This is a genomic window from Robertmurraya phoenicis, assembly GCF_047302285.1.
In the GTDB taxonomy this organism is placed as follows: Bacteria; Bacillota; Bacilli; order Bacillales; family Cytobacillaceae; genus Robertmurraya.
In genome coordinates this window covers 1,907,173-1,930,543 of the sequence record NZ_CP154845.1, presented here as the reverse complement: position 1 = coordinate 1,930,543, position 23,371 = coordinate 1,907,173, and the positions used below count along the sequence as shown (strand labels likewise).

Below are 23,371 nucleotides of genomic sequence, written 5' to 3'. Positions count from 1 at the left end.
ACTCGGTCACCTTAAAAATCGTTCAAGAATTTGCAAAGCGTCATTTCTGGCATGTTCGCTCGTTGGATCTGTGCCAATACAAGATGGACAACCACTTTCACATTGGCAACGGTTAATCATCCCTTTAGCCTCTTTGAGAACACTTTCGATCCCATCATAGATTTTCTCACTTAATCCGATTCCCCCAGGATAACGGTCATAAAAGAAGATCGTTGGTTTCTCATTGTGTACCGCCTTTACCTGTGGCACAACATGAATATCTCCGGAATCGCACATCACAAAAACAGGAGCGATATAACGGAGAGCATGGGCAGCGCCGATTAGCCCTTGTTCCATTCTTGATTCGGATAACTCTAGCCCTTCCTCAATCGAGATCCACGCAGAGCTCGTATGTAGCTCCTCCTCTGGAAGGGAGATTGGACCAGAACCGATATTTTCATGGCTATCAAACTTAATTTTTTTGAAAATCGTGGCCTTCGCCAGTATACTCACATCGCCATAGGCAACTTCTGTATGATTTATCGAACGACGCTTATCGATTTCAAGCACTTTAAGTTCTACAGCAAGATTGGCATCTGTGAAATAATCGACATCTACCTCGCGGACAAAAGCCTTCTTCTCCTCCCAATCAAGCTTTTCTACTTGATATTGGACTCCTTGGTGAAGATAAATAGCTTCTTCATGCAATAGGGTCATTGCTGAAAAACGGTCCATCTCCCCTATTACTCTCACATTAGCTACATTTGATTGATCAATGATCACGATGTTCTCCTGTGAAGCAGAACGAAGGCTAATATTATGAGCTGGAAAGGAATCGTTCATCCAATACCATTTATCGCCTCGTTGATAAAGAACTCTTTCCTCTACTAGATACTCTAATACATCTTCTGTTTCGAAGGCACCAAAACGCTCGCCTTTTTTAAAAGGAAGCTCGTAAGCTGCACATTTTATATGATCAATAAGAATAATAAGATTATCTGGATTGATTCTTGCCGTTTCAGGACTTCTCGTAAAAAAATAATCGGGATGCTCGATGATATATTGATCTAACGGGCTTGAACTCGCGACCATAATGACTAACGATTCGCTATGTCTTCTCCCTGCCCGACCTGCTTGCTGCCATGAGCTTGCAATCGAACCTGGATATCCTGTCATAATACAAACTTGAAGTTGTCCAATGTCAACCCCAAGCTCTAATGCATTCGTACTAACAACTCCGTAAATATCCCCATTGCGTAGTCCCTTTTCAATCGCACGTCTTTCAGTCGGTAAATAACCACCACGATAGCCACGAATCGCCTTCGGACCGAGTTGGTTTTTGACTAATTCCTGTAGATAGGTAAGGAGAATTTCTACTCTTACACGGCTCCGGGCAAAGACGATCGTCTGGATCCGATTCTTCAACAACTCCCCTGCCAGTTTGCGTACCTCTAAGGTAGCACTTCTACGAATATTCAACGGCTTATTGACAATCGGTGGATTGTAAAAGAGAAAATGTTTTTTTCCGCTCGGTGCGCCATTATTATCAATTAACGTCATCTTCTTCCCTGTAAGGTTTTCTGCAAGTTCTAATGGATTGGCAATAGTCGCCGATGTACAGATAAAAACTGGATCTGTTCCGTAAAATCGACAAATCCTCTGCAATCTTCGAATGACATTTGCGACATGACTACCAAATACGCCACGATAAATATGAAGCTCATCGATGACGACATATTTTAAATTCTCGAATAAAGAAACCCATTTCGTGTGATGCGGCAAGATTGCTGAGTGTAGCATATCTGGATTCGTAATGACGATATGTCCTGCTTTACGAACCTTTTCCCGAATCGAGCTCTGAGTATCCCCATCATATGTATAGCTATTAATCATTAGATCAGCTTCACCAATAAGCTCATTAATTTCACTCTTTTGATCCTGAGCTAACGCTTTTGTAGGAAAAATATAGAGAGCCCTTGCCTGAGGATTCTCGGTAATAGCTTGCAAGACTGGTAGATTATAACAGAGTGTTTTCCCAGATGCAGTTGGAGTTACCGCAACAATATTTTCTCCCCTCTGTACAGCTTCAAAGGCAGACCTCTGATGGGTATATAACTCGTTAACGCCTCGTTTTTGTAAGGCATTTTTTAAATTTTCATTTATATGAAAAGGTATTTCGACTGTTTTAGCTTCCTTTTCCTCAATTGTATGCCAATGGACAATATTTTCTTTAAAGTTTTCCTCAAGCTTTAATTCCTCTAAAAAATGCTTCAGGCTTTTTCGAACCTTCATTGCTTTCACCTCTACTATTTATCTCTTTATTGTATCGAATAAATGTTCGTAGAAAAAGAGATTTGAATGATATTTTTATTACCAAATTTTTTCGAAGTAAATTTGTAAGAAAACAGCCTCAAAGATTTTAGAAATAGAGATGTATTTTATGTACAATAGAGGGAGATGACTTAAATTTGAGGTGTAATATGAGACAGGAAGATATAAAAGAAATTTTATCAAAATTTACGCTTTTTCGTGATTTAAATGAGGATGAGTTAGCCAAAATCGTTGATATTTCTATTTCTAGAGAATGGAAAAAAGGAACTTATGTGTTTATGCAGGACGATCCTTTAGAAAATGTTTATTTTATTTATGATGGCAAAATTAAAATATATAAAAGTGATGTCACAGGGAAAGAACAGATTGTAGCATTCTTAAAAAAGGGAGATATGTTCCCACATGTGGGCTTCTTTAGAAAAGGAGGATATCCGGCTTTTTCTGAAGTGGTGGAGAACGCGGTATTAGTCGTGGTCCCGATTTCTAAGTTTGAAAATGTCCTAATTGAAAACCCATTACTATCGATCAAAGTATTTAAAGTTCTAGGGGAAAAAATTGTGGAGCTACAAGAGCGACTCGAATCACAAATTATCAATAATACATATGAACAAATTGTCAAGCTGCTGATTAGATTAGGAAAGAATCACGGTCAGGAATTAGATAATGGCTCTTTTCTCTTAAAAGGGGAATTCACGAATCGAGACTTAGCAAATATGATTGGAACAACGCGTGAAACCGTTAGCCGAACGTTAACGAAGATGAAAAAAGAAGGCACAATCGAAGTCGATGATAAAGGAAACTTTCTACTAAACCCAGATACACTAATGGACGAACTAATATAAAAAAATCCGCCAGATTTGTTAACTGGCGGATTTTTTTTTAAAAGAACGATTTTTTTATTTGCCAAGCATTTCTGCCATATCTTCCTGAGCAGTTCCGATTAGTTTCAAATTAAAGGTTTCTTGAAGAACGTTCATGACCCCTTCTGAAATGAATTCTGGTGGTTTTGGGCCAATTCGGATATCTTGGATGCCTAGACTGAATAACCCAAGTAGAATCGCAACAGCTTTCTGTTCGAACCAAGAAAGGACGATGCTAACTGGTAATTCGTTTATTTCACATTCGAATGCTTCTGCTAACGCTTTAGCAATCTTCACCGTAGAACCAGAGTTATTACATTGACCGAGGTCTATGTAACGAGGAATGTCAGTTCCTGGAACTGTTCCATAATCTACATCATTAAAACGGAATTTGCCACAAGAAGTGGTCAAAATTACTGTTTCTGGTGGTAATGAAGTTGCTAGTTCGCGATAATATTCTCCACCTTTACCTGGTGCATCACAGCCTGCAATGACAAAGAAACGCTTAATCTTCCCTTCCTTTACTGCAGCTATCACTTCTGGAGCAAGCCCTAACACGGTTTCATGATGAAAACCTGTTAATAATGTTTCTTCCGAATCAATATAAGCTTCAGGTAGCTCTAACGCTCTCTCAATCAATGGAGTGAAATCATCACCCACAATTTTTTGAACATTTTCAAGTCCAGCTACTTCATAGGAGAACATTCTATCTGCATAGCTTCCTTTAATGGGCATTACACAGTTTGTGGTCGCAAGAATGGCGCCGTTGAATTTTTCAAATAATCTTCGTTGGTCATACCAAGCCTTCCCTAGATTTCCTTTTAAATGGGAGTACTTTTTCAAAGCTGGATAGCCATGTGCTGGAAGCATTTCAGAGTGGGTATAGATGTTAATTCCTTTCCCTTCTGTCTGCTTTAAAAGCTCTTCTAGGGCGAAAAGATTATGACCTGTAACAATAATCGCCTTTCCTTCAACCTTGTTTTGTGAGACTCTAATCGGTTCTGGAATTCCTAATCTTTTTGTATGAGCTTCATCGAGAACTTCCATCATTCGTACAGCTGACCTACCTACTTTCATCGCCATATCAATATGCTCTTGAACATTGAAGTTCGAATTCGTCAATGTCATATACAGTGCTTCATGTGTTGTTGCATCAACAAATGCGTCTGTTGCTCCTAATTGATTGGCATGAGTACGGTAAGCAGCAATTCCTTTTAAGCCAAAAATAATTGTATCCTGCAAACTCGCGATCGTTTCATCTTTTCCACAAACTCCAATGACCTTACATCCACCTGTAGGAGTTTGTTCACATTGATAACAAAACATTGCGCAATTCCCCTCTCTCTTTACATTACGGTATCAATATAACTTTCATCTAGTTGCGATCAAGTGAGCCAAATCACACTTCATAAAACGTTCAGAATTTGCACATGCACTCTTTAAGTAAACTCCTGCACACTTCAACTTATAGAATTCATGAACAGCTCTGCTCCTTCTGAATACACTATACTGACCATTTTTTGAAAGAGGAGTTGTTCAACATGTCTTCGAAACTTCCTAAAGAGCCGGAAAATTCCCAGGATCCTTTCGGTGATTTCAGAAATCTCATGAATGATTTTTTTTACAAAAGACCAGTAAAGGGTTTTCTCCAAAGCATGGACGAATTTTTTCAACTACCTTTAAGTAACTTTCCTGTCCAAGTAAAGGAATTGGATGAAAAAATCATTATTACAGCTGAGCTCCCTGGCGTAAAAAAAGAGCAAATCAGTATTGATATTCTTGAACGTTCTATCAACATTTCCGTTAAAAACGTAGAAATGGTCATCGAAGAGGATGAAAAAAAGAATACTTACAAAAAGAGCCAATCGACGCAACAGTTAAGTCGTAACATCTATCTCGGTCATGTAATTGATGAGAAAAATGTTAAAGCCAGTTATCAAAATGGACTATTAAAAATTCGCGTGCCAAAACTAAAAGGAAAGCAAATCCTCATTACTGATGGAGAGTAATAATCGAACATAAAAAAACGACCCGCTCTGAGGTCGTATTTTTTATGTTTGTATGAAACTACACCTTAAATATTCCTCCCAAGCCCTTTACCAAACCTGAAACTTGGTTTACTGCATTCATCATTTGGCCAGCTGTATCAACCATTTTATTAAAATCTAATGATCCATCTTGTTGTTTAAAAGAGTTCATGAAAGAGTTCATTCCAGAAGGTGCTTTATTCCCACCCATCCCTGGCTTAGGATAAGGATGCATATATGGATTCGTATATCCCATATATGGGTTCATTCCTCCCTGGTTTTTCTTTGGTTGTAAAGGATTTTGTAAAATAGATTCAACAGGATAGGTTTGCTCCTGTCCAAAGGGTACTTCCCCTTGGAACGGAGGATATTGGCCAGTGTTCGTTTGTCCATAAGGGTACTGTTGAGGGCTTTGATACATTTGTCCATAAGGCTGCCATCCTTGATTTGCGTATGGTGTATAATAATAGTTTTGATTCCGCATAGCATTCCCGCCCCCTTGCTCCATTGACCATGAAGATGGAAAACTATGAGGTGGAGCTTGATGATAAACCTGATATGAATTTACTTGACCAAACATCTATATCTCCCCTCCTTACCTTCAACTGCATTAAATGACTAATCAAACAAATAAGACTGATCCATCATGATAATTTATGATAGATCAGCCTATGTTGTGACTATTCTAGTCTTTCTCCCTGACTTTAGAGAAACTTGTCAAACGATGAGACATACTGTCGGAAGTTTCAATTTTAGAAAAATTAAAGGACCGTTTCATTTCATGATACGATTAAACATAGAAATAGGAAAAGCACTTGTAAGAAAAAAGGGAGGAATATTGATGTTGGTTCACGAGCTGAAAGAAAAGTTTTCAATCCACAAGCAGTATCAAACTGAAGATGTCAACGATTTATTAGATTTCGCTAAAAAGGCTTATGTATCTAATGAAATAACGTCGAGTGAGTATAAAAAACTAGTTCGTGAGCTTGAATCTCAAGGTGCAAAAATGCCTCAACTAGAGACCGAGAACCAATCCCAATATTAATATTATTTTTCCAAGGGAGAATCGCCACATTCTCCCATTTTATTTTCCCTTCAATAAATCGTTAAGACTCGTCAGAATAAAACGTGCAGATTGCAAATAATTGATAAAACGGGTCCTACTCGTCTCAGGGAAAAATGCTTGAATCGATAGTAATTCCATTTGTTCCGATGTGGATTCAATTTGTTTAACATGTAAATACTTCGGTTTGTTCTCCAGAATCCACTTAACCGCCAAATTATGCCACTCTTCTTTTACTCCTTTTACTTCATCTGCAAAAGGTTTCACCTCAAGAAAAAAGTCTCCCTTTACTTTCGTTTCCTTTACCTCTTCAAATTTATCGGAAATTTGTTCAATATATGCTAATAATTTTTCGGTCAACTCTAATAAAGTCTCATTCAAACTGGTTTTCCTCCTACAAAAAAATAAAGTAGCTAAAAGCCACTTTATTTTTATTGTATTTACATTAGTAACCAAGTTCAAGTTTCATGTTTGAGCTTTGAGTTAAACTTGCCTTTCGTTTCTTCTCAATAAATTTAAGTGGACCACTATCAAAAGCATTTTCAAGTTTAGTAATTCGACTATCCAAACTCATTAATCTTGAAAATTGATCATTTAGAATCTTGTTGCGGTTTTCTGCTAAATTTGTATCTAGTGTTTTCTCTAATTCCTCTAACTGGTCATAAATTTCTGTTAACTTTTCAAGTAATTCTTCCTTCTGTACATGTTCCTTTTCCATGTTACTTACCTCCTCCTATTTATCTTCACCATTTCCCTCATTTTAAAGGTCGCTTCTTTCGATTTTCGTTAATGTATATGCACTATATTCTCCCTTCATCAAATACATCCTTCAACATTGACAAAACTAGTTGTTATTCGGCAAAGATAGTACTATTTCTCACGGTTTTGTCGTCAATTCGACACGAATGAAATGTACTTGTTTGAACACACTAAAAATGGAGGTGCTAAAAAATGAAAAAGAAAAAGAAACAAACAAATGCTCAGCCAAAAAAACTTGAAGAATCAAAAGCTGGCTTTGGTGATAAGAAACTTGAAGGACCAGACAGACCATCAACGTAACATCCACTAAAGAAGAGATTATGGAGATTCGTCTAATCCTCCACAATCTCTTCTTTATTTTTATGAAAGTGAAACTTCCTCACGAATATTTCCTTCACTAAAATGGCTTTATGCAATGTTTTTTGCTTTCCCTTAAACCATTTCGTTATGCAGACTGGATGCCGATGGTGAATCGTATGAGAAAACCATTTTGGCTTTATTTTTTTCAACTTAGACCAATCTTTTAATCGTTGATCGTGATGATTGATGATTGGGAACGTTCGTCTTAAAGGTGTTGTCTTGCTCCTAGGATAGTCATGTAAATACTGTTCATAATCATCTCGTGAACCTGTATGTATGGTTTTCTTTGCAAATTCATAGAAATATGGGTATAGGTTTTTATGAAATAGAATGGAGGCAAGTCTTTTCCCTAAGTCAATTCTTTTATCGACAATACGAAAACCGCTAACGCTTGCACCAAATAATTCGCCGTGTACGGTTGGCAATAAGACACAGCTGTAATGAAACCAATCTTGAAAGGAAAATAAAGATGTACGAAATACACTCCTTCTATAAAAGGGGTTGTCTATAACTGGTTTTTGAATCATATTTTGTTCATTAATGATTAATGCTATTAATATTCTTACATGATCTTTCGAATGCCAGTAGTACTCCCACTCTTGCTCCATAAACTTGGAAACATGAAAAAATGGAAGAAGATGAAACATAGCCTCCTTGTTTTTCGTCGAATATTGGTAGAGAAGGAGTTGAGGGAACGCATCTTGAAATATAAGCCAATTTGCTTTTTCATAAGTATGAAATAATACATCTCTTTCATGCTTATCAATGACTTTTGGAATCCATTTTCCTTCTAAGTCACACATATTCCATCCTGCATTGCGGGATACCATATGAGCTAAAAAGGACCATTTGATCTCTTTATTTTCTTGATAATAACGAAAATAAGCCTCTGTCCGCGCAATATTATCAATGTTGTTTCGCTTTACAAGGTCCTGAATTGAGTGTATTATCTTTCTTTCAGTAGCTGATAATTCAAACACTTTGACAGCAATAAAAATCACCTCTTCCTCAACAGCTATCTTTAGAATTCGTTATTTAGTGCTTTTTATTCAACCCAAAATAGTGGACTTCTGATATGATAAAGAGTAGTTTGTGAGGTGTTTATCTTTGGAATTCCATTATCCAAACGGAAAGAAATTTATTAAACCTATATCACCTGAAGAAAAAACGAGTAAGAAAAAGAAAGAAAAGGATTTTACTTACAGCAAAAGAGGAATGACGCTAGAAGAGGACTTAAACGAAACGAATGAATTCTATCTCTTGAGTAGAAAGGCAGTCATTCATAAAAAACCAACTCCTGTTCAAATCGTTCAAGTCGATTATCCGAAAAGAAGTGCTGCTGTCATAAATTATAGGTACAGTATAGGGCTAAATTATATTATTCAATAAAAAAATATTTATAAACGTTGATATAACAATGAATATAGCCACAAGAGTATTTCACCCCTTTATTAAATAAAGGGGTGTTTTAAATTTATTTAAAATGATACTATTAAATCATAATTACTTTACAGACTCTGTATAGACTCTAAGTAGACTCTACTACAACTACAACATTTTAGTATTTTTTTTGTAGTAGTGTTGTTGTAGAGAAGTATTAAAAAAGTGACCTTTTTTGAAAGCATAAAAATGGGGTGAAAATGTTGAATAATTTTCTGACTGTAAAACAAGCTGCCAAGTATTTAAACAAAAGTGAAGAAACAATTAGGCGTTATCTACGTAAAGGAGATTTCCCAAATGCAAAAAAAGAATCCGATACACAAGGATGGAGAATACCTATAGATGATTTGAAAAAGATTCCTTCAAAGGAAAAAAGTACAAATTTTCAATACCCTAATGATTACTCAGCAGGTACAAGTCATGAAAAAGTTAGTGAGACAGTTGCTTTAGCTTATAAAGCTGTTACTTTAACTGACCCTTCTGAAGAATTGGTTGGGATTTTATCACATATTGGTATTCATAGAACACTTGAAATATTATTAATTATGCAACTCTCACCTACAAAAGTTAAGAATCCTCCTGCATTTATTAAAAAAGCAATAAGCAAAGGTTGGACCACTGATACCGTACCCATTAAGCAAAATAGAAATGTGGCAAGAATTCAATCCGTTCCACAATCCCAACCGGAAAGGAAGATTCCTTTTTATAATTGGTTAGAAGACTAATTATATAGCACAAAAAATCAATATGCCCGGAGGAAAAAGATGAAGAACATATCAATGAATGAACTATCCAATGTCGAGTTTGTATGCAGGAAAGTAATTGTAAAAGACAAGATAGTAAATACAGTTTCGGAAAGGGAAACTGTACTTATCTGTATAAAAAGAAAAGATACTTCCTTATTACTGCCTCATCCCCTTTCTTACTTTATTTTACAAGAATTTGAGTATAAAGATGGCTCTGTTAATACATATCTTGCGTTTGCACGAACTGTATGTAGATTTATGAACTTTGTAATTTCAAGGATTCAAAAAGGTGTAGAAGACTATCAATTCCTTAGAGAAAAAGGAATATATGGTTTAAAAAGGTTTCATGGGGTTGAATTTTTGAATCATAAAACTTCTGAAAAAAGGAAAAGAAATACAGTAAAAGACTACGATTATCATTTAAGCAGGTTCTTTGTTTTCCTTCTAAAAAAAGGATGGTTAGATGAAAAGTTTACCTATCAAACAAATGAAAACAATAATGTAACTACAATATTTAATGATGTAAATGGATTAACAAGGTATATACCTAGTAAAATTGAGACGGGTGTTATTCGAAAGGCCCATAAACTAAAAGATTTCGGTAAAAATAGATTTAGTTTAGTACCACTTTTTGTGCAAACTGCTACTGAGGTAGCTCCTGACATTGCTCTTGGCATTTGCTTTGAATTTTTTGGTGGCCTTCGTAGAGGTGAAGTTGTCAATATTACCAGAGCAAACATTCACGAAAAGCCAAGAAAATCATTAGTTATCGATATCCGAGATAACCGAAAAAAATTATTTTCAAGATTAAAAGATACGAGTAACGAATACCCTAAACGATTAAGATATTTAGATCCATCATTGGCAAGGCAACAGATATACACGAATGAATTGGTTTGGAGAGTATATTATCAACACTTAAAACAAATGGACATAGATTTAAAAAATGGTAAGTTAAATACATATAAAATGTTTCAGCCTTTATTTTACGACTCCTATGGACAACCAATGTCAGCTAAAGTTTTTGAAAAAAGATTTAAAGAAGTTAAAAAAGCCTTCTTAGAAAAGATTAAAATGCATGAGGATTACCTCTTGTTCAAAGAAAGTAGTTGGAGTACGCACATTGGGCGAGGTTGCTTCACTAATTTATTAATGGATTTAGGTTTTTCCGTTACACAAATAGCAATAGCAAGAGGCGATACAAATATAGATTCAGCAATGGAATATGTAGATTCAAAACTTTCCCACGAAGCAACAAAAACAGCTATGAACTTACTGAATAATTTATCACACGAACAATATGGTATTTTTGATAAAGATATGTTAAAGGAAATTAAAGCAAGAGGGAGAATTTATGGAGAATCGAGAGTTGAAATTGAATACTATTAAAAATATAAGTACATCTATAATTGAAAAAGATTACATAAATATCGGTCAAATGGCACGGTCTCTTGGCTATAAAAAACATCCAGAGCAGAAGCAAATTGAAGAAATAATAGATTTTTGCCAACAAAATAATATTGAGGTTATTCAAACTGAAACTTTTATTAATAGAAATAAACTATTCTTTAAGTCTTCTGACGTTGACACCTTTCTTGAAAAATACATATCAGCTGATTCACTAGTAAAGACGTATGGTATTACCTACAGAGAATTATATAAGATTCGAAACTATGGTCTTTATAAGAATATGGAAACTATTAAAATTGGCAGAAAGATTTTTCATCCAAGACAAGAAATAATAGATGCCATAGAAATCCGAAAAAATTTAGAAACTGATAATTTTTTTAGCTCAGATGAAGTAAGAGAAAGACTTGGGATTGCAGATTCACACCTTTTATCTACATTGAGAGATGAAGAAGGACTACAATATTATTCGTTTGGTCATGGCCGATATCACAGAAAATATTATTTGAAGGAGGATATTAAGAACTTAGAGAAAAAGCAACAAGAATACAAAGATAAATATTATTCTTCAGAACAAGTAATTGACCTTATTGGCTATCGCCCACCTTCTCATTTTATTCTGCCTGCCCCTATTCAACCAACAATCTTATTAAAAGCAGCAGTTAGATATAAAGGGAGCCAAACGGTAACATTCTTTTACAAGAAAGATATTGATGAATATGTAAAAAGAAAAAAGAGAAAAGAATATAAGTCTCAATTAGTTAGTGATGATGGACTATCATCTTATAATTTATTGTGTTCAGCTGCAAATGTTTATTTTTCTGATAAAAGCAAGGAGACAATGATAGCTTGGGAAGATTTTGTAGAAAAGCAATTTAAGGGGTCTTCTAGAAATACCAAATCTTTAAGAGATCTTGTTAATACAATATTTAATTGTAAAAAGGTATTAGTTAAATATCTCAATGATAAAGAACTAAATAACTGTACTGCAAACGATATTAATACACATATCTTTAACACAGATATACAACTTATTGTAAAGCAGAAACTATATAGTTTTTTCAGAGATTATCATAAAAGACAAATATATTTAGGAAAGAATGTTTATACATTGAAACATCTGATAAATCCTTATCAAATCCCAGCAATCAACAGTCCCAAAAAAGATATATATGACTATGAAGAATATCAAGGATTACTTTCTTATGTTGCAGATGTTCAAAAACATAAAAATAAAGCAATCGATGATGCTATAAAAAAGATTAATAAACAAAAATCTGTACATTATGCTTCTATGTGGTTATATACGCTTGTTCACTTAAATAACGCTTGGAGGGCTATGGATTTTATTACCTCCTTACCTAGAATCGAACAGGTGGTTTTAGAACGGCTAGGGATTCATTCATTAGAAGAGTTTAAAACTAAAGTCTTGGACTCTAAGGAAGCAAAACAGATTGTTTATCAGTATCAAATTAAGGATTATTTAATGAATAAAAATGGAAGTCTTAATAGATTTTATTGCTCAGATTTTTTAACAATAGCTTTTGCTACTTCTGCAATAATTTGTACACTCGTTGCAAATGAATTATATCCAGAAATTGAAAAAATAAATGATGACAATTCTAGACTTGAAAAGGATTACTTATTTTACTTTAATACAAAAAATTTAAAGCCTCTAAGAACTGCGTATAATGGGTTTTTCGATTCTTTCGCCTTTAAAGATACTATTAAATTCGAAAGCAAAAAGATGAATAGAACTTTGCTCGTTTTTATGTATTTAATTCTTTCAAAAAATGGTTTATCTTCCCATGCACTGGAAGTTTCAAAAAGGCTTAGGTCTCACTATGATTATGAAACTACAAATATTTATCTAACAATACCAGATGAGGAGTTAGATTTGTTAGTAGATCACTTGTTTAGAAGAGGTAGTTTTGGATACATACCAAAATTGTTATCCAAAGTTGTACTAAGTAAAGAACAAGATGATAACTTTCAAAAAGAAACAGAACAAATTAAAGCTATTAAAACTGTATTTAATGGGGTTCATGGTATTGAAGCTACTAGTGGATTCTTAAATCACCTTATTTCAGAAAAGATATCTGTTGCAGATAAAATTTTAAGCTTAAATCAAAAGGAAGCAAGGAAAATTCTCTTTGAAATTAATACTAATATACTCCCTAGTAGGCAGGAAAATATAATGTGTTTGAATGGTAAAAACGGGTGTTTAAAGCCTAATAAAGATGATGATTATAATCCTTGTCATGGATGTCCGTATGCAATTCCAAATTTTTATTCAATAGCATCTCTTGTAAATAGGATTAAAGAAACTCTCAAAGAATTAAAAGAAGCTTTTGAGGATGCCGAAGGATATGAGTTTGAACGAAGAAAAAATATCAATCATTTATATATATATTTGGACGAATTTTTAAGCGCTAAGGAAGAATTCGGAGATATTGTATATGAATTCTTTGAAGGTGGAAAAAAGGAATATAACGATTATCTAGATTTAATTGATTTAGTAAATTTTGGGGATAAACCTATTGATTATTATCTCTCATATGAACCCAAATATGTTTAACGAGGAGCATAAGAAATGAAAGAAAATAATGCAGTAGAAGAACTTAATCTGGCCGCTGACAGTTCTTTTAATCTTGATGGCATTATATATGCAAAAAAGGTCTTAAATCGATTAAGAAAAGAAAAAAGCTTAATACAGGGAGAATTTGACGAAGATTTATGGATTGTTGAACATGAATTTAACAAAGGTAACTATATTCACTTAAATTTTGAGAAATTAAATTCTATAATATTCATAAAAAATTCACCTAAACATCTCAAAAAAGTTATTAAATGCTGGACAACTTATCTATTAGATAATTACTCTTATCGAACTGTCCAAGCTACATTGAACCACGTAATAAAATTTACAGTTGAAACATCTGGCTATAAAGCTGATAAAGTAGTTGAATTCTTAAATAAAATTGATGATAGTGACCGCGAAAATTCTACAAAGAAAACTTTTTTAACTGCAGTTTATAACTTTTTAGATTACTCCGAGTTAATGAATGTGGAAGATGTAATGGCTATATTGCAAAAATATCAGTCCAAATTAGGTCAACGCTCAGGTGTCAGAATGCTTCCCCCTCCTTTTTGGATTTTTGAATTCGATAGGATATTAAATGAATTTTTCAATAAGCTGGACACCCTTGAACCATCAGAAGAAATAAGCAGGTTAAGATGTCTATATAGTCCGATTAGGTTATGGTGGAATCTTACAACAATAATTCCAATTCGTCCCTCTGAATTTTGTTTAATTGAACGTAATTGTCTGTCATTTACGGAAACAATTGAAGGTAAACTTTATTATATAAAATTACCTCGAAAAAAATTAAAAAAAGTAAACAAAAAAAGTATTCAAATTATGGATCAAATCATGATTAGTCCGGAAATATATTATGAGATTAATAATTATATTAATTTTACTAACCAATATGGAGAAACGAAAACACTGATTTCCTATAAATCATTGGCAGCATTAGATAAAAATTATCACTGGCAGAGAAATAATCAAAAAAAGAATTTAAACTATTTTTCAAATCAAACTCTCTATCATTTATTAAACAGATTTTATAATGAAATCGTAGAACAAAAATATAATGTTCTAGTAAAGAAAGAAAATAGATTAACACCCATACATACTCGTCATATTGCTTTTGTTAATTTAATGCTACAAGGGATTCCACCAATTGAAAGAGCAAGATTAGGCGGGCATCAAACAATTACAGCACAATTTCACTACTCTTATCATATTGAACAATGGGTAGACACAGAAGTATTTAAATTAATGATCCAATATCAAAATTGGGGTGTAGAAAATAGAGTTCAAGAGGATCAGAAATCCCCTGTCTTTATCCCTGAAAAAATAAAGGAGAAGGCCTACTCAGCTATCTCACCTAGTTTCAAAATGAAATTAAAAGAGGTTGGATATTGTACAGATAGACTTCAACGTTGTCAAAGTAAAGAATGCATTTTATGTGATTATTGGGGTATTTCACCCGATGAATTAGAAGAAAAATCCGATGTCATTGTTAAGAAATTATTTGATAGACAAACCGAAATTAAGGAAGTTGTTTCCGTACTAGAGAACATTGAAAGACAATTATTAACCAATGAATTGAGTGGATATGATCCTTCGTTTCAAATTAAACATATGACAACGATTAATCGTTTAAATGCAAAAATTAAGCAAATTTCAATGATACAAGCTAAAGTTGGCATGCTAGGAGGGAAAATTACATCGTGGGACAACGAGGAAGAAATTTAACCTTATCAAAGGATCAAGTAAACGGAATAATCGGGATGTTTAAAGCTGAAAGAAAAACTTCTGGTTTGATTAAACCGATGGAAATGTTTAAATTCACAGAAGAGTTATACAATCAAGGAAGAATTCCCTCCCTACCTTCTTATGAATTTTGGAAGAAAAAAGAATCGGCTTGGAAGACAGTTGATTGAACAAAGAAATAGAATTGACACAGTAAAGTTAACCAATTCGGAAGGTAAAGAGATTACAATACCAAATGTGACTGATTTAGTTGAAAAAAAACACAAAAATAAAGAAGAGCTATTAGAAGCCCTAGTTCCATTGGAAAATCACCTAAGAAATTCAATTAATCGGGAAATTAATTTAAAAGAAAAAGTTGCAAGTTTAGAGGTGGAAATTTCCAATATAAAATTATCAAAAAAAGAGTTGCTATCAGAAAAAGAGGAACTACAAAATCTAGTGTTTGAACTTTATAGAATGATTATGAAGGAATATAAAAGCGAAACTAAAGAATTTGCTCTATCAGCCCTACAAAATGTTTTTAAAAACCCTTTGGAAATTCTTATGCATACACAAGAAAAAAGCGATAATGATTCAAATCAAATGTTCAATGAAGAAAATATTGTTTCAATCGAAAGTAAAAAGTCCTTTAAAAATAAGTTTAGGGCTGAATAGAAAAGTTATGTTAATATAAAACCTTTTAGGTGGTGTTTTAAATGGATATAAAGTATCCTAATGGCAAGTCATTCATTAGGAATCAAAATAAAACTAAGCAAAATAAGATTACCAAAAAAAAGGCTTCGTATTCTAACCGAGGAATGCAATTAGAGGAAATGATAAATGAAAGTAATGAGTTCTATCTTACTCAGGATATTTGTGTTGTACATAAGAAACCTACACCCATAACAGTTGTTTCTGTAGATTATAGTCGTCGTGCTTCTACGCGGATAAATGAGGCCTATTATCAGACTCCCTCTACTCTTGATTATAGTGGCGTATATAAAAGTAAGCATCTAGATTTTGATGCAAAAGAAACAAACAACAAAACATCATTTCCACTAAGTAATTTCCATCAGCATCAAATAGAGCATATGGAGAGAGTTAAAAAACATGGTGGAATTTGCTTTGCAATATTTTATTTTAAGACCTTAGATAAGATTTTTCTTTTGGATGCAGAAGTAATCATTGAGTATTGGAAAAATCAATCTAACGGTGGAAGAAAATCAATTCCTATACAAGTATTCAATGACAAGGGGAATGAAATTAAGATTGGATATCGTCCAGCAATAGATTATATAAAAATTGTTGATAAATTATACTTTTAAAATTCTAACAACTATAACATCTTAATATAGCACTTTTCACTTTTTAGTTTTATAAATATAAGCTCACCTAACCCATTGAATACTTTCACATTAAAAATATTTGATGGGTTAGGCTTAGGCTATATAAAATTTATACTTAGGTAAATCTTATTTCAAATACTCATATTTCTTGCTATACTAATCGGTATTGGAATGTTGCGCAATTTTGCTCTTTGTTGATTCTCAAAATTATTTTCTATATCTGTTATTGCCAAAAAGATTGAAGTGATAAATGGCATGTCATTCTTTGATAAATTCTTTGCTATTAAAAGAAAAAAACTATGTCAAGGATAATTACATTTCAGTGGCCCTAATTACCCATAAGTAAGGTTGTCCAATTTTAGACATTTTTACAATAATTAGTTATTAAACTTAATCTTAACAACGTCTGGTTCTCTTTTTTGCCTAATTAGGATAACATTAGCTTCATAATCATTTTCCCATTCTACAGATAAATCATCAGGTAGTTTAGTTTTCATAATTGATTTATCATCATAGTTAATTCTAAGGGTTGGGTCAGGAAATTCATCTATCCTAACAATTTCAATTGTATTTATGTTATTAGGAGAATGACTGACCATCAACTGAGTTTCTTCAGGATATGAAAAATATAACCAAACCGGTACTAAAACAACTACAAGCACTAGAATAACTATCCCAAAAAAACAGCCAATTCCTGTAAAAAGTTTAGCTTTTTGCTTATTTAAGATGTAATCGTCTTCTCCATTCATTTTATCTTCCCTTCTTTTCATTAAGCTTGTTTATACTTATATAGCAATTTTAAACACTTAATTCTTATTACAATCGCGCAATAAGCCAGCCTCTTATATATCCAATTATTTAAAAAAGTATGTAGCTACACTTTCAAGCCTTGAATAAATGAATGTTAATGTGTATTCATTTATTCAAGGCTTGAAAGTTTCTCCAACTTTATATTACTTCAAATACCTATGAAAATATACATCCAAATTATCATTACTGCTGATTTTCTTAATTATTATTCATTAACGTACTTCTAATAAGTCCCCTTGTATTTCCCTTTTTCTCTTCAATAATCTTATTTGTTTCAGTTAGATTCTATATGATTAATAATTTTTTTACACTTTTTTATTTCCACCATACCGTTTTAAGTTTAAGACCTCCTTATAAAGAATGATTTCTTGAAAAAAGCCACACTGCGATGCCCAAAAGATTTAAATTTAAACGCAACAGGATGTTTGTTAAGGTCAAACATACAGTTTTGTCTGTTTTGGTACAAGTACCCTTCCAGATTTTATCATTATTAATATACTTTACTAATGTCTATTGAAGAGCCAATAATTCTTTTCAATCAATAGACAACACTATAAAAAAATAAGGAAGGATGAACAGTATGCCAGTATGTATTAACCGAAGTGGTAGAGCAGTACCTGTTTATGATTATTATGATGTGACAAAACAAATCGGGACAATCTATAACCTAGAACTATTTGGTTTTGCACCGGGTTGGGGAGGAGATGGAGTATTTGATTTTATTGTATTTAGGAACCCTAGTGGAAATGTAGTACAGGGTTGTTTAAATACCAACGAATACAATTATCCTAGCAGCGTATACACCACCGCTTACCAATCAAGGTATCGATATGGAACTGTAACACTTGGAGGAACCACATACAATACTTTTAAAATGACGCGTACAGAAAGCGTTTATCGGACAGATGGTAGCCGTTGGGGAAGTGTTGCAGCAGGACAGTATGTTGCTACGAACTCTACAGCGAATGGTAGTTCAAGGCCAGATTGGCAATTAATCCACTATGTTCGTAGTACAAGTGGACAATGGGTCAGGGTAACAAGTGGAACTAATACAAATTATGGATTTGTAAATATTGGACTAGATAAAGGATCGATGTACAACACAATTTCTATGGATGGACTATGGATAAATAATTAAGTAATTTCTTCAAAGATATAACTGAATTATTTACTTTAAAGTAAATGAAAGGGAGGAAGATAAAGATGGATGAGATGGTATTAGCAGTACAAGAATGGGTTAATGAAAAGTACGGTGATCATCCCGGATCCAGCAGAATTCCTGAAAATGGTAAAACAGGTTGGTCTACTGTGTACGCATTAACGCGTGCATTACAAATTGAATTAGGTATAACTAACACAGCTAATAATTTCGGACCTTCCACTGAAGCCGCATATAAAGCGTTTGGCGAAATGTCCTTTGACAATGTACCTAATACAGAACAAGGAAGAAATATCGTTAAAATTCTTCAGGGAGCATGTTGGTGTAAAGGCTATAATCCCGGAGCGTTTAATGGCATTTTTGGTCCAGCTACCGAACGTGCAGTTATAAAGTTACAACAAGACGCAGGACTGCCTCAACAAGATGGAGTAGTATATGTACACGTCTTCAAAGCCTTCTTAACAATGGATGCATATGTACTAACTTCTGGTGGAGATCCACAAATAAGAGAGATTCAGAGAACATTAAATAATAAATACTATCAATACTCAGGAGTTCAACCATGTGATGGTCATTATCAAAGACAAACAAACCGAGCGTTAATTTATGCTTTACAAACTGAAATCGGCATCCCTGCACACCAACAAACAGGAACTGTTGGACCTGCGACGAGAGCAGGATTGCCTAATTTAACCATCGGTTCAAGTCAAAGTAATTTTGTTAGGTTATTAAAATATGCAATTGTTTTTAACGGATACACTCTAAGTAATATTAATGGAACCTTTGATAATGAGTTGAGTAATGTTTTACGAGAATTCCAATCTTTTACTCTTTTAAACCAAAGTGGTAAAGCTGATTATCAAACATGGATGTCATTATTAGTTAGCACAGGTGATCCAAATCGAAAAGGTACAGCATGTGATGGGATAACACAAGTTACTTCTGCAAAAGCACAGACACTTGTTAATGAAGGTTATGTAATTATTGGTCGGTATCTAACTAACGTTCCGGGTGGCTTAAATAAACGAATACAACCGGGCGAACTACAGACTATTTTTAACGCTGGACTGTCTGTGTACCCCATATTTCAGGAAAGTCATGCAAATGCGAGTAACTTTTCTCGTAATCAAGGATATGAGGATTATCAGAAAGCCTTTAGAGCAGCCGCATCCTATGGTTTTCCTAAAGGAACAACAATTTATTTTGCAGTAGACTTCGATGTATTAGGTCACGAAATTTCTAATGCCATAATTCCCCACTTTATAGGTTTAAATGAAGCAAAAAATGATATGGGGAACCAATATAACATTGGAATCTACGGGCCACGTAATGCGTGCATTCAAGTATCCAATAGGGGATTAGCTGATTATAGTTTTGTTAGTGGACTTTCTACAGGTTTTAGTGGGAATTTAGGCTATCCTTTACCAGACAATTGGGCTTTTGATCAAATATCAACTATTACAATCGGATCAGGTTCGGGAGTGATAAATATCGATAATAATATAAATTCTGGTAGGGATTCAGGTGCTTCTTTTATTGATGATAGTGTTGAAGTCCCAAGCGAATTACCAGAAGACCCGAACAATTTGTCTTACAATGAATTTAAAATTATTGCATTAGGTGCTTCCAAATACGCTAACGAAGAAGGTAACTCTAATATTGATGATTTGAATTATAATATAAGTGGTTATTATAGGAAGGGTGTATATACTGGTCCACGATGGGCAGCTTTAGCTGGTTTTTATCCATTATTCTTCGAGTTATATTTAGAGAATTTAGTTGGTCAACCCCTAGACCCTTTCATCGACTTAATTGACCCAATCGAAAATCATCCTATTGGCGTTCAGCATATGTTTGCTGTTGTGAATAGTTACTATGGTAACTTTAAAGACTCTGTTGAAATTACAGATATAACTGGCTGGGCAGGTGACTTAATTACAATGGCAAGAAATGTAGTTATGTACAGAGATCAATATGAAGGAAGCTTAATTGATCAAACGTATGCAGCAGCTTACGATTTAATAGGCATGGTTGAAAATGAACCTTTTGATGATTTACTATTTGATTTGGATGACTTATTAGGTGATGTTGATGCATATAACATTGCTTACGAAGCCAAAAAACTAAATGTGAGTATTGCAGAAATTTTCCCAAGTTACTATACACTAGGATTAGTAAATACTCGTTTTACTAGGTTTTTCAATCAACGTTTTAATGGTGATAGAGCAAAATTATTAATTGACGTTGTAGAAGTTATGACAGGCGGTATAGAGTATGCAATTGTTAGAGAAGAACTAATCGGAGATTTAAATCTTAGTGAAGGTGAATTAGAAGCAATCGCTGTAGCTTTTTATAATAAAATCCTGTATTACGTCGATCAAGGTAAGTAAAATAAAATGGTTATGACAAAACTCTATTAAAATAAATACTCGCATGAATTCAAAGTTCCTTTATTTTATGCGATTTTTTGATAAATGGTTCTCAATATTATCACTTATGTCCCAGCCATTAGAGAATAAATACTAAATCAATATTAAGTTTCAATTGTTTAAAACACCGAATCTCAAACTATCAATAAATTTAATTGCCCTGATTTTTGGAAGTTTTTAGACTTTCTTCTTCCCCATTGTTACAATACCAATTATCCTGTATATTTAAATCAGCTATATTTGTAATCTATATAAACTAATGATTGAAAAGGGTTGATACCAATGAAAACCAAAATGAAACTAATTATATCTTTACTCGTTTTTATTTCTATTCTTATTGTTTTCATAATAATGTATCAAAAACCGAACGGACAAACAGATGTTATAAAAAGCAATGACGAAATAGCGGAAATAAAAACTGAAAAAAATAAAGAAGTTCCAAACGATGAAGATAAACAAGTAAGTATCAATGATGATGCCGATAATTTAACCGAAATTGAAAATCCTGAAAAAAAACAAAATGAAAGAATATCGCTATTTATTTCAAAATACCATGAAAGCTTAAATGAAATAACTTCTTATGATAAATACGAAAATATAGATTGGCTTGGTATGAAGTCAATAAAGGAAAATATGTCAAATGAAATTAAAAATTTGTTAAACAATCAAGATTCCTACCCACCATCTATGGAATTAGATTTAGAACGCATTTTGCAATTAGCCGAAATCAGCTTAGATAACCAAGACCCAAACTCCGTTATATATATCCACCGAATCCTTCATGATTTAGATGTTGAGTATAATGACTATACACCTAATAATAAATTTGGTTTTTCCAACTACGATGGAGGGGGAGAAAATCAATTAACTGTTTCAAATTATATTAAAGAACACAAAAAGCCAGAAGATACTTACTAAGTATCTTCTGGCTTTTTTAAACAATACAAAAGCTAGTTTGCCAATGACTTACATATAATGGCCCTTATTTTAATATCTCCCATCACTTCTACTGTATCAGCTAATTTTATTTCCCCAAAAAAATCTTTTTAAAAATTCATTGTTATGAATTACTTTATTTAGCAAGAATAAGTCAGCCAAACAAGGATTACCAAAATCTTTATCTAAAAATGTTTATTCAAATTCCGATAACTCTTCAAAGTGATTCTCTGGCGGGTTATTTGAAAAAGAACGTTTAGCGTACTCTAATCCACCATCTACAGTAACCTTTCCACATTTGCATCTTTTAAAATCATACAGACTTCTTGATTCTATAACATCACCGCAGTACTTACATCTAATCATATTCCTTTTTAGCTTTTTCTCAAACATCTTTCTCTCCTTTTACATTTCCAATCAATAACTGGGATAACTGGTTTTTTTCGGGAAATTCTTCTTCCAAACACTAAAGCAGGATTGATGAACTATTCACAGCCTTTGTAATCCCGAACAGATGTTCTCTACTATTTTAATGCTCCTACCTATTACCAACGCTTCTTCTGTACTCAATTAAATGCTGGATACAAATGTGATATAATAACTATGCTTTGGAGTTGTTTGAAATATAAGACCAAGGATTTTTCTCGGATAAATTGTGATAAAATTATTAATTGTGGTATATCATTATTTTGTAAATAAATGAAGGACTAAGGTCAATCTACACCATTTTATATAATGGTTTTATTAGCCTACTTGAAAATGGAAGGTAATCCTTCAAGTGGTCTTTCTATATAAAGTCTGCCCCTGTGTAGCAATTAATAAAAGTTTTTGTGTTCAAATGACAAATTTGATGTAAAATAGTGTCTTAGAGTAATTAATTATTATAAAATAAGCTTGTAGGATAAAAATTTTCGCCTGTTTCAAAAGGGCGAAAATGCAATAGTACAACGGTCACAAGGAATATTATTTTTCGCCCTTTAAAATTCATGCCTATAAAATTACAGAAGCTTATTTTAAGCAAGCATCAACTACTGATTATAATGGGGTATACAAAGGAAAATATATTGATTTTGAAGCAAAGGAAACGCGATTTAAAACATCCTTTCCTCTGCAAAATTTTCATAAGCACCAAATTGAGCATATCAGGCAGGTATTATATCAGTCTGGAATCGCCTTCGTCATTCTTCGCTTTGCAACCATTGAAGAGGTATTTTTACTTGAGGGCAAAGACCTACTTTTCTTTTGGGAAAGAATGGATAACGGTGGAAGAAAGTCAATTACTTTTTCTGAAGTTGAACAATATGGACATAAAATTTCACTTGGTTTTCGACCCCGAATTGACTATATTAAAGTCATAGATAAGCTCTATAATCTGATGTAATCGTAAGTAGTAAAAGG

21 protein-coding genes and 2 pseudogenes are annotated in these 23,371 nt (G+C 33.3%); 15 read left to right on the top strand and 8 right to left on the bottom strand.

Features of this window, described 5'->3' with window-relative positions; all coding sequences use genetic code 11:
• Positions 1-6 precede the first annotated feature (6 nt).
• Positions 7-2,271: a DEAD/DEAH box helicase gene (locus AA0X71_RS09525; protein WP_413361623.1), complete on the bottom strand. Its 2,265-nt coding sequence runs from the start codon at positions 2,269-2,271 to the stop codon at positions 7-9.
• A 188-nt stretch (positions 2,272-2,459) separates the two neighbouring features.
• Between AA0X71_RS09525 and AA0X71_RS09520 the strand changes: the two genes are divergently transcribed.
• Positions 2,460-3,152 carry a Crp/Fnr family transcriptional regulator gene (locus AA0X71_RS09520; protein WP_413361622.1) on the top strand — a complete coding sequence of 231 codons (693 nt, stop codon included), beginning with the start codon at positions 2,460-2,462 and terminating at the stop codon, positions 3,150-3,152.
• A 54-nt stretch (positions 3,153-3,206) separates the two neighbouring features.
• Here AA0X71_RS09520 and hcp read toward each other — a convergent pair whose 3' ends face one another.
• On the bottom strand, positions 3,207-4,496 hold the full coding sequence (hcp, locus tag AA0X71_RS09515) for a hydroxylamine reductase (RefSeq protein ID WP_413361621.1): 1,290 nt from the start codon (positions 4,494-4,496) through the stop codon (positions 3,207-3,209).
• A 215-nt stretch (positions 4,497-4,711) separates the two neighbouring features.
• Between hcp and AA0X71_RS09510 the strand changes: the two genes are divergently transcribed.
• On the top strand, positions 4,712-5,179 hold the full coding sequence (locus tag AA0X71_RS09510) for an Hsp20/alpha crystallin family protein (RefSeq protein WP_413361620.1): 468 nt from the start codon (positions 4,712-4,714) through the stop codon (positions 5,177-5,179).
• A gap of 58 nt (positions 5,180-5,237) precedes the next feature.
• On the opposite strand, the gene AA0X71_RS09505 is transcribed toward AA0X71_RS09510, so the two are convergent.
• Positions 5,238-5,777, bottom strand: a complete 540-nt coding sequence (locus AA0X71_RS09505) for a YppG family protein (protein ID WP_413361619.1) — start codon at positions 5,775-5,777, stop codon at positions 5,238-5,240.
• 261 nt (positions 5,778-6,038) lie between these two features.
• Between AA0X71_RS09505 and yppF the strand changes: the two genes are divergently transcribed.
• On the top strand, positions 6,039-6,242 hold the full coding sequence (yppF, locus tag AA0X71_RS09500) for a YppF family protein (RefSeq protein WP_413361618.1): 204 nt from the start codon (positions 6,039-6,041) through the stop codon (positions 6,240-6,242).
• 39 nt (positions 6,243-6,281) lie between these two features.
• On the opposite strand, the gene AA0X71_RS09495 is transcribed toward yppF, so the two are convergent.
• The 3 genes from AA0X71_RS09495 to AA0X71_RS09485 form a co-directional block, all read right to left on the bottom strand.
• Entirely contained in the window at positions 6,282-6,641 is a 360-nt protein-coding gene (locus AA0X71_RS09495) for a YppE family protein (protein ID WP_413361617.1), read from the bottom strand.
• 64 nt (positions 6,642-6,705) lie between these two features.
• Entirely contained in the window at positions 6,706-6,978 is a 273-nt protein-coding gene (locus AA0X71_RS09490; RefSeq protein WP_413361616.1) for a hypothetical protein, read from the bottom strand.
• Positions 6,979-7,351: 373 nt separating this feature from the next.
• Entirely contained in the window at positions 7,352-8,380 is a 1,029-nt protein-coding gene (locus AA0X71_RS09485; protein WP_413361615.1) for a DUF2515 family protein, read from the bottom strand.
• Positions 8,381-8,486: 106 nt separating this feature from the next.
• Between AA0X71_RS09485 and AA0X71_RS09480 the strand changes: the two are divergent.
• The 8 genes and pseudogenes from AA0X71_RS09480 to recU all read left to right on the top strand — a co-directional run.
• Positions 8,487-8,738: pseudogene (locus AA0X71_RS09480) on the top strand (Holliday junction resolvase RecU); the annotation flags it as partial.
• A 284-nt stretch (positions 8,739-9,022) separates the two neighbouring features.
• On the top strand, positions 9,023-9,544 hold the full coding sequence (locus AA0X71_RS09475; RefSeq protein WP_161601797.1) for a helix-turn-helix domain-containing protein: 522 nt from the start codon (positions 9,023-9,025) through the stop codon (positions 9,542-9,544).
• A gap of 39 nt (positions 9,545-9,583) precedes the next feature.
• A complete protein-coding gene (locus tag AA0X71_RS09470; protein ID WP_019155986.1) occupies positions 9,584-10,954 on the top strand; it encodes a hypothetical protein in 1,371 nt (456 codons plus the stop codon).
• A complete protein-coding gene (locus AA0X71_RS09465; protein ID WP_019155987.1) occupies positions 10,920-13,550 on the top strand; it encodes a hypothetical protein in 2,631 nt (876 codons plus the stop codon). The genes AA0X71_RS09470 and AA0X71_RS09465 overlap by 35 nt, the downstream gene beginning before the upstream one ends.
• Positions 13,551-13,565: 15 nt before the next feature.
• Positions 13,566-15,296 carry a hypothetical protein gene (locus tag AA0X71_RS09460; protein WP_413361614.1) on the top strand — a complete coding sequence of 577 codons (1,731 nt, stop codon included), beginning with the start codon at positions 13,566-13,568 and terminating at the stop codon, positions 15,294-15,296.
• On the top strand, positions 15,272-15,484 hold the full coding sequence (locus tag AA0X71_RS09455; protein ID WP_413361613.1) for a hypothetical protein: 213 nt from the start codon (positions 15,272-15,274) through the stop codon (positions 15,482-15,484). The genes AA0X71_RS09460 and AA0X71_RS09455 overlap by 25 nt, the downstream gene beginning before the upstream one ends.
• The gene (locus AA0X71_RS09450; protein ID WP_413361612.1) at positions 15,477-15,968 is read left to right on the top strand and encodes a hypothetical protein; all 492 of its coding nucleotides are present in this window, start codon (positions 15,477-15,479) and stop codon (positions 15,966-15,968) included. Before AA0X71_RS09455 ends, AA0X71_RS09450 begins: the two co-directional genes overlap by 8 nt.
• A 41-nt stretch (positions 15,969-16,009) precedes the next feature.
• Positions 16,010-16,618, top strand: a complete 609-nt coding sequence (gene recU, locus AA0X71_RS09445; protein WP_019155991.1) for a Holliday junction resolvase RecU — start codon at positions 16,010-16,012, stop codon at positions 16,616-16,618.
• Positions 16,619-17,016: 398 nt separating this feature from the next.
• Here recU and AA0X71_RS09440 read toward each other — a convergent pair whose 3' ends face one another.
• Positions 17,017-17,388 carry a hypothetical protein gene (locus AA0X71_RS09440; RefSeq protein WP_019155992.1) on the bottom strand — a complete coding sequence of 124 codons (372 nt, stop codon included), beginning with the start codon at positions 17,386-17,388 and terminating at the stop codon, positions 17,017-17,019.
• 641 nt (positions 17,389-18,029) lie between these two features.
• Between AA0X71_RS09440 and AA0X71_RS09435 the strand changes: the two genes are divergently transcribed.
• From AA0X71_RS09435 to AA0X71_RS09425, 3 genes are all read left to right on the top strand, one after another.
• Complete coding sequence (locus tag AA0X71_RS09435; protein WP_413361611.1) at positions 18,030-18,587, top strand: hypothetical protein; 558 nt, start codon at positions 18,030-18,032, stop codon at positions 18,585-18,587.
• A gap of 65 nt (positions 18,588-18,652) precedes the next feature.
• Entirely contained in the window at positions 18,653-20,998 is a 2,346-nt protein-coding gene (locus tag AA0X71_RS09430; protein ID WP_019155994.1) for a glycoside hydrolase domain-containing protein, read from the top strand.
• Between the two features lie 321 nt (positions 20,999-21,319).
• Positions 21,320-21,955, top strand: a complete 636-nt coding sequence (locus AA0X71_RS09425; RefSeq protein WP_019155995.1) for a hypothetical protein — start codon at positions 21,320-21,322, stop codon at positions 21,953-21,955.
• Between the two features lie 213 nt (positions 21,956-22,168).
• Here the strand turns inward: AA0X71_RS09425 and AA0X71_RS09420 are convergent, their stop codons facing one another.
• Positions 22,169-22,366 carry a hypothetical protein gene (locus AA0X71_RS09420; protein WP_019155996.1) on the bottom strand — a complete coding sequence of 66 codons (198 nt, stop codon included), beginning with the start codon at positions 22,364-22,366 and terminating at the stop codon, positions 22,169-22,171.
• A gap of 586 nt (positions 22,367-22,952) precedes the next feature.
• Between AA0X71_RS09420 and AA0X71_RS09415 the strand changes: the two are divergent.
• Positions 22,953-23,354 (top strand): annotated as a pseudogene (locus AA0X71_RS09415) (Holliday junction resolvase RecU); the annotation flags it as partial.
• Between the last annotated feature and the right edge of the window lie 17 nt (positions 23,355-23,371).

Bases quoted from the DNA above. Each gene is read 5' to 3' on its own strand.
- recU (WP_019155991.1), top strand. From the start codon at position 16,010: ATGGATATAAAGTATCCTAATGGCAAGTCATTCATTAGGAATCAAAAT.
- AA0X71_RS09430 (WP_019155994.1), top strand. From the start codon at position 18,653: ATGGATGAGATGGTATTAGCAGTACAAGAATGGGTTAATGAAAAGTAC.
- AA0X71_RS09465 (WP_019155987.1), top strand. From the start codon at position 10,920: ATGGAGAATCGAGAGTTGAAATTGAATACTATTAAAAATATAAGTACA.
- AA0X71_RS09460 (WP_413361614.1), top strand. From the start codon at position 13,566: ATGAAAGAAAATAATGCAGTAGAAGAACTTAATCTGGCCGCTGACAGT.
- AA0X71_RS09470 (WP_019155986.1), top strand. From the start codon at position 9,584: ATGAAGAACATATCAATGAATGAACTATCCAATGTCGAGTTTGTATGC.
- AA0X71_RS09510 (WP_413361620.1), top strand. From the start codon at position 4,712: ATGTCTTCGAAACTTCCTAAAGAGCCGGAAAATTCCCAGGATCCTTTC.
- yppF (WP_413361618.1), top strand. From the start codon at position 6,039: ATGTTGGTTCACGAGCTGAAAGAAAAGTTTTCAATCCACAAGCAGTAT.
- AA0X71_RS09420 (WP_019155996.1), bottom strand. From the start codon at position 22,366: ATGTTTGAGAAAAAGCTAAAAAGGAATATGATTAGATGTAAGTACTGC.
- hcp (WP_413361621.1), bottom strand. From the start codon at position 4,496: ATGTTTTGTTATCAATGTGAACAAACTCCTACAGGTGGATGTAAGGTC.
- AA0X71_RS09525 (WP_413361623.1), bottom strand. From the start codon at position 2,271: ATGAAGGTTCGAAAAAGCCTGAAGCATTTTTTAGAGGAATTAAAGCTT.
- AA0X71_RS09425 (WP_019155995.1), top strand. From the start codon at position 21,320: ATGAAAACCAAAATGAAACTAATTATATCTTTACTCGTTTTTATTTCT.
- AA0X71_RS09520 (WP_413361622.1), top strand. From the start codon at position 2,460: ATGAGACAGGAAGATATAAAAGAAATTTTATCAAAATTTACGCTTTTT.
- AA0X71_RS09490 (WP_413361616.1), bottom strand. From the start codon at position 6,978: ATGGAAAAGGAACATGTACAGAAGGAAGAATTACTTGAAAAGTTAACA.
- AA0X71_RS09440 (WP_019155992.1), bottom strand. From the start codon at position 17,388: ATGAATGGAGAAGACGATTACATCTTAAATAAGCAAAAAGCTAAACTT.
- AA0X71_RS09435 (WP_413361611.1), top strand. From the start codon at position 18,030: ATGCCAGTATGTATTAACCGAAGTGGTAGAGCAGTACCTGTTTATGAT.
- AA0X71_RS09505 (WP_413361619.1), bottom strand. From the start codon at position 5,777: ATGTTTGGTCAAGTAAATTCATATCAGGTTTATCATCAAGCTCCACCT.